The sequence below is a fragment of the Rhizobium tibeticum genome, from assembly GCF_900110205.1.
GTDB lineage: Bacteria > Pseudomonadota > Alphaproteobacteria > Rhizobiales > Rhizobiaceae > Rhizobium > Rhizobium tibeticum.
Genome location: NZ_FOCV01000021.1, coordinates 65,610 through 78,302 on the forward strand (window position 1 = coordinate 65,610; position 12,693 = coordinate 78,302).

The following is a 12,693-nucleotide window of genomic DNA, read 5'->3' on the forward strand; positions in this document are numbered from 1 at the left end:
ACCTCCCGATAGGAGATTTTGTCCTGCTTTTATTTGACCGAGTCAACTAATTTACTCAGGCGGCGACGATCTCTTCGTGCACTTCGTCGGCAAGCGCGAACTCGACCGCCACCCGGGCATGGATCGCTGTCGTGTCGAAGCCGGGCAGGGGCAGGTCGTTCGGGTCGAGGATAAGGCAGATTTCCGTGCAGCCGAGAATGATGCTGTCGGCGCCCTTGGCCCGCTCGCGCTCGATGATCTGCAGGAGCTTGTCACGCGAGCTCTCGAGCACCTTCCCGGCGCAGAGCTCATTGAAGATGATGTCGTGGACAGCTGTCCGGTCGGCGGCCTCCGGAACTGCGATGTCGACGCCGAGCCTCTTCATGCGATCGGCATAGAAGCCATGCTCCATCGTGTACCGCGTGGCAAGCAGCAGCGGGCGCTTCCGTCCTGCGGCCTTCAGGGACTTGGCGGTCTCGTCGATGATGTGGATCAGCGGCACGGAGATTCGCGAGGTGACCTGATCGGCGATGAGATGCATGGTGTTCGTGCAGATGAGCATGCAGCGCGCGCCGGCAATCTGCAGGTGCAGGGCGACGTCGCCGAGCCGGTTTGCGGCGGCGTCCCAGTCGCCCGCCTTCTGCATGGCGACGATCTCGTCGAAATTGACGGAGTGCATCAGGAGGTCGGCAGAGGCGAGCCCACCGAGGCGCTCGCGCACCATTTCGTTGATCAAGCGATAATAGACGGCCGAGCTTTCAAAGCTCATCCCACCAATCAGTCCGATTGTCTGCATTATTTTTATGCTCCCGTCTGGAATTTCCTGTTGCTCAAATCCTGCATCGATCCTCGCGCAAATTGTTTGCTTTGTTTGCCTGAAATTCTCTGTGTACGCTGTATTTTTGCGTGAATATCGAATATTGTGCAAACGACAACCATGAAAGATAGGAAGGCCGGTGCTGGATGACCGCGATCGACGAATCCTGGAATTCTTGCAGTCCGATGCAGGCATTTCGGTGACGGATCTTGCCGAACGTATCGCGCTATCGGTGTCTGCCTGTTCTCGGCGCGTCCAGCGGCTGGAGGAGAGCGGCCATATCGCGCGACGAATCGTCGTGCTCGATCGCGAGAAGATGGGCGTGCCGACGACGGTGTTTGCGCTGATCAAGACCGCGCATCATACCGACGAGTGGATCGAAGCGTTTCGGCGGGCGATCAGCAGCATACCCGAGATCGTCGAAGCGCATCGACTCACCGGGAACCACGACTACATTCTGAAGATCGTGCTCCCACGCGTCGAGCACTACGATGTGATCTACAAGCAGATCGTTCGCAAGATCGAACTCTTCGACGTGTCCGCGTCCATCTCGATGGAATTGCTGAAAAGCGGGACATCGATTCCGGTTGCTTACGCAGACTGAGTTGTTTCCATTCTCTGAATTCGACCTCCGCGACAACCGCTGGACGCAGACGAGCTATACCCAAAGAGAGGTTGAAAGCCGCAGGCAATCGACGACATTTGCCGTAGCGCAATGGCACGGAAAGGCAGGGCATGAGCGAGCACCATGTTGTCGTTGTCGGTGGCGGTTTCGGCGGATTGCAGTTGGCAAACGATTTGAAGGGAGCGGGTGTGCGCATCACCCTTGTCGACCGTCGCAATCATCACCTGTTCCAACCGCTGCTTTACCAGGTGGCGACAACAATCCTCTCGACCTCGGATATCGCCTGGCCCATTCGCCACCTCTATAGCGACCGACCGGACGTTACGACGGTGCTCGGCGAAGTCGTTGGTATCGATACGGCCGCAAGGGAGGTTGCATTACGCGGCGGCATGACGCTGCGTTATGACAGCCTCGTTCTCGCGACGGGAGCAACGCACGCATACTTCGGGCGAGATGATTGGGAGCCGGTTGCACCCGGTCTGAAGACGCTGGAGGACGCAACGACAATCCGACGGCGGATTTTGCTCGCATTCGAGCGGGCAGAGATCGAAACCGATCCCGCCATGCGTGACGCGCTTCTGACTTTCACGATCGTCGGTGCAGGGCCGACCGGTGTCGAGCTCGCCGGGATCATTGTCGAGCTTGCGCGCAATACCTTGCCGCGCGAATTCCGCAATATCGATACGCGCAAGACACGGGTCGTGCTCGTCGAGGCGGGGCCGCGCGTGCTTCCGACCTTTGCCGAAGAGCTTTCGGCCTATGCCGGCAAGGCGCTTGGAGAACTCGGTGTCGAACTGCATACCGGCGAGCGCGTCCTGGAGTGCACGCCAGCAGGTGTCGAGACAAGCAATGGAGTCATCCCAAGCCGCACGATCGTCTGGGCTGCGGGCATACAGGCCTCGCCCGCTGCCAAGTGGCTCGATGTGCCGGCAGATCGGGCAGGGCGCGTCATCGTCGAGAAGGATCTGACGGCGCCGGGGTTTCCGGATGTCTTTGTCGTCGGCGACACGGCCTCTGTCATTCAGGAGAGCGGCGCTCCGGTTCCGGGGATCGCGCCGGCCGCCAAGCAACAGGGTGCCTATGCCGCCAAGGTGATCCGCGCGCGCCTAGCGGCAAAACCTTCGCCCGCACCGTTTCGCTATAGACATCAGGGCAGTCTTGCGACGATCGGCCAGAGTGCCGCCATCATCGATTTCGGGCGCATCAAGCTGAAAGGCTGGATCGCCTGGTGGATATGGGGCATCGCCCATATCTACTTCCTGATCGGAACGCGTTCGCGCTTTGCGGTGGCGTGGAGCTGGCTCTGGATCTACCTGAGCGGTCAGCACAGCGCGCGGCTCATCACTCAGAAGGAAACGATGCGCGACGACAATCGCACATAACAAGGAGGGCGGCTCAAGGCCGCCCTTTGCGTTTGTCAGGCGGCCAGAGAGGCGATGTCGATGACGAAGCGATAGCGAACGTCGCTCTTCAGAACGCGTTCGTAGGCTTCGTTGACCTGCTGGATGTTGATCTTCTCGATCTCGGAGACGATGTTGTGCCTGCCGCAGAAATCCAGCATTTCCTGGGTTTCCTTGATCGAGCCGATCATCGAGCCGGAAATGCTCTTGCGGCCTGGGATCAGTGCGAAAGCATGAACCGGGATCGGGTTTTCCGGTGCACCGACGACGACGAAGGCTCCGTCGACCTTGACCAGACCAAGGTAGGCATTCCAGTCAACTTCAGCGCTGACCGTGCAGATCACCAGATCGAAGGCGCCGGCGAGCTTCTCGAAGGTTGCCGGGTCGTTGGTGGCGTAATATTCCTTGGCGCCGAGCTTGAGGCCATCTTCCTTCTTGGAAAGGGTCTGGGACAGAACGGTGATGTCAGCACCCATCGCAGCGCCGAGCTTGACGCCCATGTGGCCGAGCCCGCCCATGCCGACGATCGCGACCTTCTTGCCGGGGCCGGCATTCCAGTGACGCAGCGGTGAATAGAGCGTAATGCCGGCGCAAAGCAGCGGGGCCGAGGCATCGAGCGGAAGGTTGTCCGGGATCGACATCACGTAGCCTTCCTTGACGACGATCGAGTCGGAGTAGCCGCCCTGGGTGCGCGTCTTGCGGTCGGCTTCGAAGTCGTTGTAAGTGCCGACGAGACCCGGCATATACTGTTCACGGTCAACGTCGCGCGTAGCGCAGCCGATGCAACTGTCGACGAAGCAGCCGACGCCGACACGATCGCCGACCCTGAACTTCGTCACGGCCGAGCCGACCGCCGAGACGATACCGGCGATCTCATGACCCGGTACGATCGGATAGACGGCGTTCTTCCATTCGTTGCGGACGGTGTGGATGTCCGAATGGCAGATGCCGGCAAACTTGATGTCGATCACGACGTCATCGGGATTGGGCTCGCGGCGCTCGAAGGTGAAGGGTGTTAACGGTTTCGACGCATCCGTCGCGGCATAGCCTTTTGCAATAGCCATCTGAAACTTCCTTTGATGTGAGCAATTGGACAGCCCGACTATGCCTCGGGACGACGAAGAGGCGTTAGAGCGATCCTGCAAGCTTCTTGCACGATCCTGCAAAATTCACGAGCAGAGCCATACAACGGACCGTGTCACGAATTTCAGGAGGTTCGCGAATCTTCTAAGCAATTCAGCTCTGTGGCTCGCCAATTTCTATTGCGTGCCCGTCCGGATCGTAAAATCGGAAGACCCGCTGTCCCCACGCTTGCTCTTCTACGGCGTGGATCAACTCGACATGCGGCGCGATATTTTCAAATGCGGCATCAAGATCGCCGTGTTCGAAATACAGAAGCAAGTTTCTTCGCCCATAGGGGTCGGCAGCGTCATGCGTCTGGCCCCAGATCGTTTGTTCAAGTGATTGTCCTTCGTGGATTGCAAAGCCAGACTCGAAAAGGACGAAATTTCCGGCGTCCTCAATAATGTTCAGACCGAGCAGCTCGTTATAAAATTCCTTCGAGCGATTTATGTCGCGAACGAAAGGAATAGGATTGATAAAACGCATCATTTTCCTCTCGAGACGCTCAAAGATACCGGACCAAAGCGCGACGTCCGCATGATGTTCTCCAGCCTGGCAGAATAGGAAGTATCGGGAATGCTGCAACTGCCGATTTTGACGTCGAACTGCCCTAGCGATCCATTCCCGTCATGACGACTAATCCTTTGCTTCTTGAGACCGAAGTGCGACTTCGGGTTTGTAGGATGCCGCCGTGAAGCTTAGATAACGTGAACCTGCTATCTCAGAACGAGTTCCACATGACCTTGCCGTTCAATCCCTATCAGGAAATCGCTTCCATTGCCGCGCGTCACGCGGACGGAGAGGGTGAGTTCCGCACCGCCATCGAGAGCCTGGGGATCAGCCGCCGACACACTCCGAGCGCGCCGTGCCATGGCAGCTACCGACCTTGCATCGCCCTTGTTGTCCAAGGCGCCAAGAGCCTTCGCCTCGGCACCGATGTCATCAACTACGGCGCTGGCGACTATCTTCTGACATCGCTCTTCCTGCCGGTGACATGGCGCGTCGTGGAGGCGAGCCCAGAGGTTCCGCATTTCTGCCTGACACTCGCCGTCAACAGCGAGAAGGTTCTCGATCTTCTGAGCCGCACTGATCTCCCGCGCCCCACAGTACCCGTAGGCGGGCGTGGGATTGTCGTAAACATAGCGACAGCCGAACTCCTGGATGCGGCGGTGCGGCTCCTGCGTTTGCTCGATAGTCCAAAGGACATTGCGGCGATGGCACCGCTGATCGAGCAGGAGATCCTATATCGGGTCCTCACCGGTCCGGACGGTGGCCGGCTCATCAACATTGCGGTCGCCGACAGCCATGGCAACCGCATCGCCCGCGCCATTGCCTGGTTGCGGCAGAACTTTGCCCGGCCACTGCGCATCGAGGACCTCGCCGAGCAGGTCAGCATGAGCGTGTCGTCCTTCCATCATCATTTCAAGTCGATTACTGCGATGACGCCGGTACAGTACCAGAAACAGCTGCGGCTGCATGAGGCGCGGCGCTTGATGCTGATAGAGAGGCTGGATGCCGGGACGGCAGGGCATCGCGTCGGCTACCAGAGCCCGTCGCAGTTCAGCCGGGAGTACAGCCGCGTCTATGGCCTGTCCCCACTGAGAGACGTCGAGGCCGCGCGCGAGCCCGTTGACGGCGCCTGAGCAAGCAATTTGCGCATCGGACCGGTCTTGACGACGCAAATCGACGGGTCGAAACGACGCAGGAATTTTCATAAGATGCCGCTTGACGCGCCCTAAGCTTTGCAGCATAAAGCCCGCGAACCGTACCGTACGGTACTAATCGGGAGTGAGACCGTGTCCGTCGATAATTTGGAGCCCAGCGAGTTTTCGCCGCGCCAAAACGCCGTTCTGGAGCAGGCGCTGCGGTTGCTCGTCGACGGCGGCGAGAAGGCGCTGACGACATCCGGGGTCGCGCGCGCGGCGAATTGCTCCAAGGAAAGCCTCTACAAGTGGTTCGGCGACCGCGACGGGCTGCTGTCGGCGATGATCGCCTACCAGGCGAGCAAGGTGCGCACGTTTGAACGCAATGGCGAGCGACTGACGTCGGTGAGCCTGCACGATCACCTCGTCATCTTCTCGAAGGATCTCCTGGAGGTTCTCGCCGGCGACGTTTCGCTGGCGCTGAACCGCCTCGCCATCGGCCAGTCGCATCGCGACGGCTCCAAGCTCGGCAAGTTGCTTCTGGAGCGGGGCCGCCGCCAGATCGATCGCCGCGCCATGGGGCTTATCGATTCCGGCAAGCGTGCCGGGCTGCTACGTTTTAATGATGCCGACGAGGCATATCACACGCTTTATGGCCTGATCGTTTCCGATCTGCATGTTCGCATGCTGCTCGGCGAGCCGGGTCTCAAGGATACCGCGCGTCAGGCGGAGAGGGCGGTTTCCGCCTTCCTGCGCCTTTACGGCACGGAGAAGGTTTTGGCGGAGATGCCGCTCGTCGGCTGATCCCCTCTTACAAGTCACAGGACCAGCAAAGGGAAGGAAAGAACAATGCGCGTCTATTACGATCGTGATGCCGATATCAACCTCATCAAGTCCAAGAACGTCGTCATCGTCGGCTACGGTTCGCAGGGCCGTGCGCACGCGCTGAACCTCAAGGACAGCGGTGCCGCCAACGTTGCGATCGCGCTCAAGGCCGGTTCGGCCACCATCAAGAAGGCAGAAGCCGACGGCTTCAAGGTCATGACCGTTGCCGACGCCGCCAAGTGGGGCGACCTCATCATGATGGCGACCCCGGACGAGTTGCAGGCCGACATCTACAAGGCCGACATCGCCGGCAACATCCGTGACGGTGCTGCAATCGCCTTTGCACACGGCCTCAACGTTCACTTCGGCCTGATCGAGCCGAAGGCTTCGCTCGACGTCGTCATGATCGCGCCGAAGGGCCCGGGTCACACGGTTCGCGGCGAATACCAGAAGGGCGGCGGCGTTCCCTGCCTCGTTGCCGTTCACCAGAACGCTTCCGGCAATGCACTTGAGCTCGCTCTCTCCTACGCCTGCGGCGTTGGCGGCGGACGTTCGGGCATCATCGAAACCAACTTCCGCGAAGAGTGCGAAACCGACCTCTTCGGCGAGCAGGTCGTTCTCTGCGGCGGTCTCGTCGAACTGATCCGCGCTGGCTTCGAAACACTGGTCGAAGCCGGCTACGCGCCTGAAATGGCCTATTTCGAGTGCCTGCACGAAGTGAAGCTCATCGTCGACCTGATCTATGAAGGCGGTATCGCCAACATGAACTACTCGATCTCCAACACCGCTGAGTGGGGCGAATACGTCACCGGCCCGCGTATCATCACCGCTGAAACCAAGGCTGAAATGAAGCGCGTTCTGCACGACATCCAGACCGGCAAGTTCACGTCCGATTGGATGCAGGAATACCGGGCTGGCGGCTCGCGCTTCAAGGGTATTCGTCGCATGAACGATAGCCATCAGATCGAAGAAGTCGGCGCCAAGCTTCGCGGCATGATGCCGTGGATCGGCAAGAACAAGCTGGTCGACAAGAGCGTCAACTAAGCGGTTTCGAACTGCTGCTTCAGCGGGCCGGGGCGAAAGCTCCGGCCTTTATTTTTGTGTCCGCACGGCGAGCCAGCGGGTTGGCTTGCCGTCGTAGCCGCTGCCGTCGCCTTCGCTGATGACGATGTTGTGCCAGCCGCCATTGCTCAGCATTTCCGAGAGCAATTCCGCCGACGGATAATTGTAGTAGCGACCGAAGCCGTCGTGTCCTTCCGCTTCGCCTGCCTTGAACGTGGCGTGGAAGGTGCCACCAGGCCGCAGCGCCGTGCGGATCCGTTCCAGCACCTCAGGAAGTGCTGCTCGCGGGACATGCAACAGGCTGGCCTCGGCCCATACGCCGTCGAAGGCTTCTTCCTCGTCCAAATCCTCGAAGCGCAGGACCTCGACGGGATGTCCGAGAAGGATCTCCGCCTGTTTCGCAACTGCCGGCGACCCGTCTGTCGGCGTCACATCGAAGCCTTTCGACAGCATGTAGGCGCTGTCTTGGCCGCCGCCGCAACCCAAATCAAGGATGGCTGCGCCCGGAGGCAGCAGCGACAAAAAGGCGTCCAGCCGTCGAATCGGCAAAATACGCTGCCGCGAAGCGTAGGTGGCCGCGTTGTCGTTGTAGAATGAAGATGTATTCTCGTCCGCCATGATCGTTTGCCCGATGAGCCAAGACCGGAGTTACACGCGTAGGGCCGCCGCCTTTGAGGCAGCGCCCATTCGCTCGATGAAGATTAGCGAACTAGATGGAGCGTCGTCCGCTGACGGCGTGGTAGAGCCAGAGAACGACAACGGCACCGATGACGGCGACGACGAGGCTGTAGATGTTCAAGCCCGTCACGCCGGAGGCACCGAAGAAACTGAAGATGACGCCGCCGACAATTGCTCCGACGACGCCGAGGACGATATCCATCAGCATGCCCGCGCCTGACTTGTTGACGATCTTGCTTCCGATGAATCCTGCGATCAGTCCAAGGATAATCCAACCGATTACTGACATCTGCCATTCCCCTCCTTGATTGGTTGAATATTGAGGCCATCTTCCCGTCTAAGCTAAATAGCTGGTCGGGGAATTCAAGGTTCGCGAGAACCCTATGCTTTCATTCTACAGTTGTTGTTCAATGAAATGAAGAAACCGAAAAGGAGGATGGCATGGGTATCTTTGATGACGCCGTTCCAGGCGGAAATATATCGAAGCCGATCATGATTGCTCTTGGCGCGTTGCTGGTGGGAAAGCTTCTCGGTGCCGGCGGCAGCCAGACGGATCCAGCCGCTCAGCAGGCCAATCCGCAGGCCAATCCACAGACCGGCGATGGCGGGCTTCTCGGTGGGCTCGGCGGTCTTCTCGGCAAGCTGACGGAAGCCGGGCAGGGCGATACGGTCGACTCGTGGGTCCAGCCCGGGCAGAACAAGCCGATCGCACCGGGCAATCTCAATGATGCGCTCGGCTCCAAGACGATCAGTGATCTCGCACGGCAGGCCGGAATCAGTGAGCAAGAGCTGCTGAATCAACTGTCGACCGTCTTGCCTGGCGTGGTCGACAAACTGACGCCGCGGGGCCAGCTACCGACACAAGAGCAGATCGCAACGCTTTTCCGTTCGTGATCTTGCTAGACAAGAAGGCCCTGTTTCTTCCGGGAACGGGGCCTTTCTCTAACGTTTTCCAGTCGCTGTCGCAGATTTTTTGGACTAAAACGCGCGCAGACTTGTCACCGTGAAAAACAAATAGGTCAGTAATGTTGACTTATCATTTGTTGCGTGGTTCTGTCGCCGAAAGACAAAAAATTGCGAGGAAATGCCCATGTCGAATTGGGAAAACATATTCGCGACGCGTTCTTCACGGATGCGCGCATCGGAGATTCGCGAGCTTCTGAAGCTTCTTGACCGCCCTGACATCATTTCCTTTGCCGGCGGCATTCCGGATCCGGCACTTTTCCCCGATCAGGAATTCAAGGCCGCTTACGCCGACATCTTCAACAGTTCGGCCGTGAACTCCGCGCTGCAGTATTCCGTCAGCGAAGGCTACAAGCCGCTTCGCGAATGGCTGATCAAGCAGATGGCTGCTATCGGCATCCCTTGCGACCTCGATAACGTCTTCATCGTTTCCGGCTCGCAGCAGGGTCTGGATTATCTCGGCAAGCTCTTCCTCTCGCCGAACGACACGGCGCTGGTCACCTGGCCGACGTATCTCGGTGCCTTGCAGGCTTTCAATGCTTACGAGCCGACCTATGATCAGCTGACGCCGAACGGCAATCGCACGCCAGACTCCTTCAAGGCGCAGGCGACAGCTGCAGGTGGGACGGTGAAGTTCGCTTATCTCTCCGCCGATTTTGCCAATCCGACGGGCGAGACTGTCGATCAGGCCGGACGAGACAAGGTTCTCGCGCTGGCAGAGGAGCTCGATATCGCGATCATCGAAGACGCAGCCTACCAGTCGCTGCGTTACGATGGGACGCCGATCGCGCCGATCCTGGCGACGGAAATTGCCAAGAAGGGGAATATCAACGACACACGCACCATTTACTGCGGCAGCTTCTCCAAGACGCTGGCGCCGGGCCTGCGTGTCGGCTTCATCGTTGCCAATGCTCTGGTCATCCGCAAGCTCGTGCTGATGAAGCAGGCGGCTGACTTGCATTCCTCGACGATCAATCAGATGGCGATCGCGCACGTCGCGGAGCGCGGCTTTGACGCGCAGGTCGCCAAGATCAGGTCGGTCTACAGCCATCGCCGCAACGTCATGCTGGCGGCGCTGGAGAAATATATGCCTGCCGGCACGAGCTGGACGAAGCCCGAAGGCGGCATGTTCATCTGGGTGACGCTGCCGAAGGGTATGGACGGCGCGAAACTGCTCGCCAAGTCGCTGGAAACGGCCAAGGTCGCGTTCGTCCCCGGCAAGGCATTTTTCGCCGACGGTTCGGGCGAGAATACGTTCCGCGTCAGCTTCTCCTGCGCGAACGAGCAGATGATCGAGGAGGGGATCAGCCGCCTTGGCGCGCTGATCGCTGGCGAAATCGGCGGCTGATCGGCCGCCGACTTTTCAGGAACAACTAACGGTTCAAGTGCGGGCCGAACAATTCCAGATCGGCCTCACTCAGCCGGTCGCTTGCCGTGTTGAGCTGGTGCCAATACGGATAAAGCACCGGCGGCAGGCTGACGGCGTCGAGGCGCTTGCGCTCGTCCTCGGTCAGCTTCAGGTGGGCGGCAGCCAGATTGTCCTTGAACTGGGCTTCGGTCCGGCCACCGATGATCACCGAGGTCACCGCCTTGCGGCCGATCAGCCAGGCAAGCGCCACCTGGGCTGCCGACACGCCGCGCTCGTTGGCGATCGCTACCAGCGTTTCCACGATATTCCAGAGACGGTTTTCGTCACGGATCGGCGGCTCGGTCCAGCCGGCAAACTGACGCGAGCCTTCCGGCGCGGCCTGGTTGCGGCGGTGCTTGCCGGAAAGAAGGCCGCCGGCGAGCGGGCTCCAGACCAGCACGCCAAGCCCCTGGTCGAGGCTGATCGGCAGCAGTTCATATTCCGCATCGCGCGCTTCGAGCGTGTAGTGGATCTGCTGGCTGACGAACCGCTCCCGCTTTTCTCTCTCACTGACGCCGAGCGCCTTCATGATGTGCCAGCCTGAGAAATTCGAGCAGCCGACATAGCGGACCTTGCCCTGGCGCACGAGCGTGTCGAGCGCCTCCAAGGTTTCTTCCAGCGGCGTCTGCCCATCCCATTCGTGAAGCTGATAGAGATCAATGACATCAGTCTTCAGCCGCCGCAGGCTGGCTTCGCAGGCGCTGATGAGATGATAGCGCGAAGAGCCGGTATCGTTCGGGCCGTCTCCCATGCGAAAGCGTGCCTTGGTGGCGACCAGAACGCCGTTCTTGCGCGGCCCGCCGATGATCTCGCCGAGAATTTCTTCGCAGGCGCCCTGCGAGTATACGTCGGCCGTATCGATCAGGTTGACGCCGGCGTCGATGCACATATCGACAAGCCTGCGCGCTTCGGCAACCCCGAGATCGCCAACCATTTTCGCCCAGCCCTGGCCACCGAACGTCATCGTGCCCATCGTCACGGTCGAAATCTTGAGACCAGAACGGCCGAGAAGCCGGTATTCCATATGCCTTCCTCCAAAATGAACGAGTGAGAACGTGCGGTAGAAGATAGGGGCGGAGCAGGTGGGTCAAGGGCAGACGTCGGCGTGCTCGTGACGAAGCCGACTGTCACAATCATGTTATCCGCGATGGCTAAGGAACGGTTCTCCCACCATCGAGGATCCATCATGAAGACGATCGTTTCCGCCGCCACGCTGCTTGCCGCGAGCTTGCTTGCAATGCCGGCCTCTGCCGCCAATCTTGTGCTTTACACGAGCCAGCCGAACGAAGATGCACAGGCGACCGTAGACGGCTTCGTGGCCGCCAATCCCGACGTCAAAGTGGACTGGGTGCGCGATGGCACTCCGAAGATCATGGCGAAGCTGCAGGCGGAAATCGAGGCCGGCAATCCCGTCGCCGACGTTCTGCTGATCGCCGACACGGTAACGCTCGAGCGCCTCAAGGAAGCCGGCAAGCTGCTCGCGTATAAGTCGCCGGAGGCTGCAAGCTATGACGCGGCTCTCTACGACGCCGACGGCTACTATTATTCGACGAAACTGATCACCACCGGTATTGTCTACAACACCTCTGCCGCGTTCAAGCCGACAAGCTGGAAGGATCTGACGAAGGCGGAAGCCAAAGGCCTCGTGACCATGCCGAGCCCGCTGACGTCGGGCGCTGCCCTCATTCATGCGCAGACGCTTGCCGGCGTCGATAGCCTCGGCTGGGACTTCTACAAGGATCTCGCTGCCAATGGCGCGACTGCTGCCGGCGGCAATGGTGGGGTCCTCAAGTCGGTTGCTTCAGGCGAGAAGGCCTTCGGCATGATTGTCGATTACATGCCGATCCGCGAAAAAGCCAAGGGCGCGCCGGTCGAGTTCGTCTTCCCGACGGAAGGCGTTTCCGCAGTGACGGAGCCGGTCGGCATTCTCGCAGGCTCGAAGAATGCCGATGCAGCCAAGAAATTCGTCGACTACGTGCTCTCGGAAAAGGGACAGGAAGGCTTCCTCAAACTCGGCTATATCCCGGCCCGCAATGGCATGAAGCTGCCGGAGGGCTTTCCGGCCCGCGACACCATCAAGGTACTGCCGATCAATGCGGCCGAGGCGCTGACGAGCACCGATCAGGACCTCAAGACCTTCTCCGGCATCTACGGCTCGAACTGATCGCGGC

At 59.7% G+C, this 12,693-nt stretch carries 14 protein-coding genes; 8 read left to right on the forward strand and 6 right to left on the reverse strand.

The genetic code is table 11. The features are described 5' to 3' along the window. Positions 1-55: 55 nt before the first annotated feature. A complete protein-coding gene (locus BSG20_RS21785; protein WP_072378278.1) occupies positions 56-775 on the reverse strand; it encodes an aspartate/glutamate racemase family protein in 720 nt (239 codons plus the stop codon). 160 nt (positions 776-935) lie between these two features. On the opposite strand from BSG20_RS21785, the gene BSG20_RS21790 reads away from it, so the two are divergent. Beyond that, complete coding sequence (locus BSG20_RS21790) at positions 936-1,400, forward strand: Lrp/AsnC family transcriptional regulator (protein WP_072378277.1); 465 nt, start codon at positions 936-938, stop codon at positions 1,398-1,400. 131 nt (positions 1,401-1,531) lie between these two features. Beyond that, complete coding sequence (locus BSG20_RS21795; RefSeq protein ID WP_072378275.1) at positions 1,532-2,803, forward strand: NAD(P)/FAD-dependent oxidoreductase; 1,272 nt, start codon at positions 1,532-1,534, stop codon at positions 2,801-2,803. Positions 2,804-2,838: 35 nt separating this feature from the next. On the opposite strand, the gene BSG20_RS21800 is transcribed toward BSG20_RS21795, so the two are convergent. Both BSG20_RS21800 and BSG20_RS21805 read right to left on the reverse strand, forming a co-directional pair. After that, positions 2,839-3,885, reverse strand: a complete 1,047-nt coding sequence (locus BSG20_RS21800; protein ID WP_072378273.1) for an NAD(P)-dependent alcohol dehydrogenase — start codon at positions 3,883-3,885, stop codon at positions 2,839-2,841. A gap of 172 nt (positions 3,886-4,057) precedes the next feature. Then, positions 4,058-4,429: a VOC family protein gene (locus BSG20_RS21805; RefSeq protein ID WP_072378396.1), complete on the reverse strand. Its 372-nt coding sequence runs from the start codon at positions 4,427-4,429 to the stop codon at positions 4,058-4,060. Between the two features lie 251 nt (positions 4,430-4,680). Between BSG20_RS21805 and BSG20_RS21810 the strand changes: the two genes are divergently transcribed. The 3 genes from BSG20_RS21810 to ilvC all read left to right on the forward strand — a co-directional run bounded on the left by BSG20_RS21810 (position 4,681) and on the right by ilvC (position 7,455). Continuing rightward, positions 4,681-5,586 (forward strand): AraC family transcriptional regulator, encoded by a 906-nt coding sequence (locus BSG20_RS21810; protein ID WP_072378271.1) that lies wholly within the window; start codon positions 4,681-4,683, stop codon positions 5,584-5,586. A gap of 138 nt (positions 5,587-5,724) precedes the next feature. Further along, positions 5,725-6,390 carry a TetR/AcrR family transcriptional regulator gene (locus BSG20_RS21815; protein ID WP_177309871.1) on the forward strand — a complete coding sequence of 222 codons (666 nt, stop codon included), beginning with the start codon at positions 5,725-5,727 and terminating at the stop codon, positions 6,388-6,390. Between the two features lie 45 nt (positions 6,391-6,435). After that, positions 6,436-7,455: a ketol-acid reductoisomerase gene (gene ilvC, locus BSG20_RS21820; protein ID WP_037120078.1), complete on the forward strand. Its 1,020-nt coding sequence runs from the start codon at positions 6,436-6,438 to the stop codon at positions 7,453-7,455. A gap of 48 nt (positions 7,456-7,503) precedes the next feature. Here ilvC and BSG20_RS21825 read toward each other — a convergent pair whose 3' ends face one another. Together BSG20_RS21825 and BSG20_RS21830 are read right to left on the reverse strand one after the other, a co-directional pair. Then, complete coding sequence (locus BSG20_RS21825; protein WP_072378266.1) at positions 7,504-8,091, reverse strand: class I SAM-dependent methyltransferase; 588 nt, start codon at positions 8,089-8,091, stop codon at positions 7,504-7,506. Positions 8,092-8,182: 91 nt separating this feature from the next. Beyond that, positions 8,183-8,440 carry a GlsB/YeaQ/YmgE family stress response membrane protein gene (locus tag BSG20_RS21830; RefSeq protein WP_037120084.1) on the reverse strand — a complete coding sequence of 86 codons (258 nt, stop codon included), beginning with the start codon at positions 8,438-8,440 and terminating at the stop codon, positions 8,183-8,185. Between the two features lie 152 nt (positions 8,441-8,592). Between BSG20_RS21830 and BSG20_RS21835 the strand changes: the two genes are divergently transcribed. After that, positions 8,593-9,045, forward strand: coding sequence for a YidB family protein (locus tag BSG20_RS21835; RefSeq protein WP_072378264.1), 453 nt, complete (start codon positions 8,593-8,595; stop codon positions 9,043-9,045). Between the two features lie 196 nt (positions 9,046-9,241). Then, positions 9,242-10,462 (forward strand): aminotransferase-like domain-containing protein, encoded by a 1,221-nt coding sequence (locus tag BSG20_RS21840; protein ID WP_072378262.1) that lies wholly within the window; start codon positions 9,242-9,244, stop codon positions 10,460-10,462. Between the two features lie 25 nt (positions 10,463-10,487). On the opposite strand, the gene BSG20_RS21845 is transcribed toward BSG20_RS21840, so the two are convergent. Continuing rightward, complete coding sequence (locus BSG20_RS21845; protein ID WP_072378260.1) at positions 10,488-11,546, reverse strand: aldo/keto reductase; 1,059 nt, start codon at positions 11,544-11,546, stop codon at positions 10,488-10,490. A 162-nt stretch (positions 11,547-11,708) separates the two neighbouring features. On the opposite strand from BSG20_RS21845, the gene BSG20_RS21850 reads away from it, so the two are divergent. After that, entirely contained in the window at positions 11,709-12,686 is a 978-nt protein-coding gene (locus tag BSG20_RS21850; protein WP_072378258.1) for an ABC transporter substrate-binding protein, read from the forward strand. Positions 12,687-12,693: the final 7 nt, after the last annotated feature.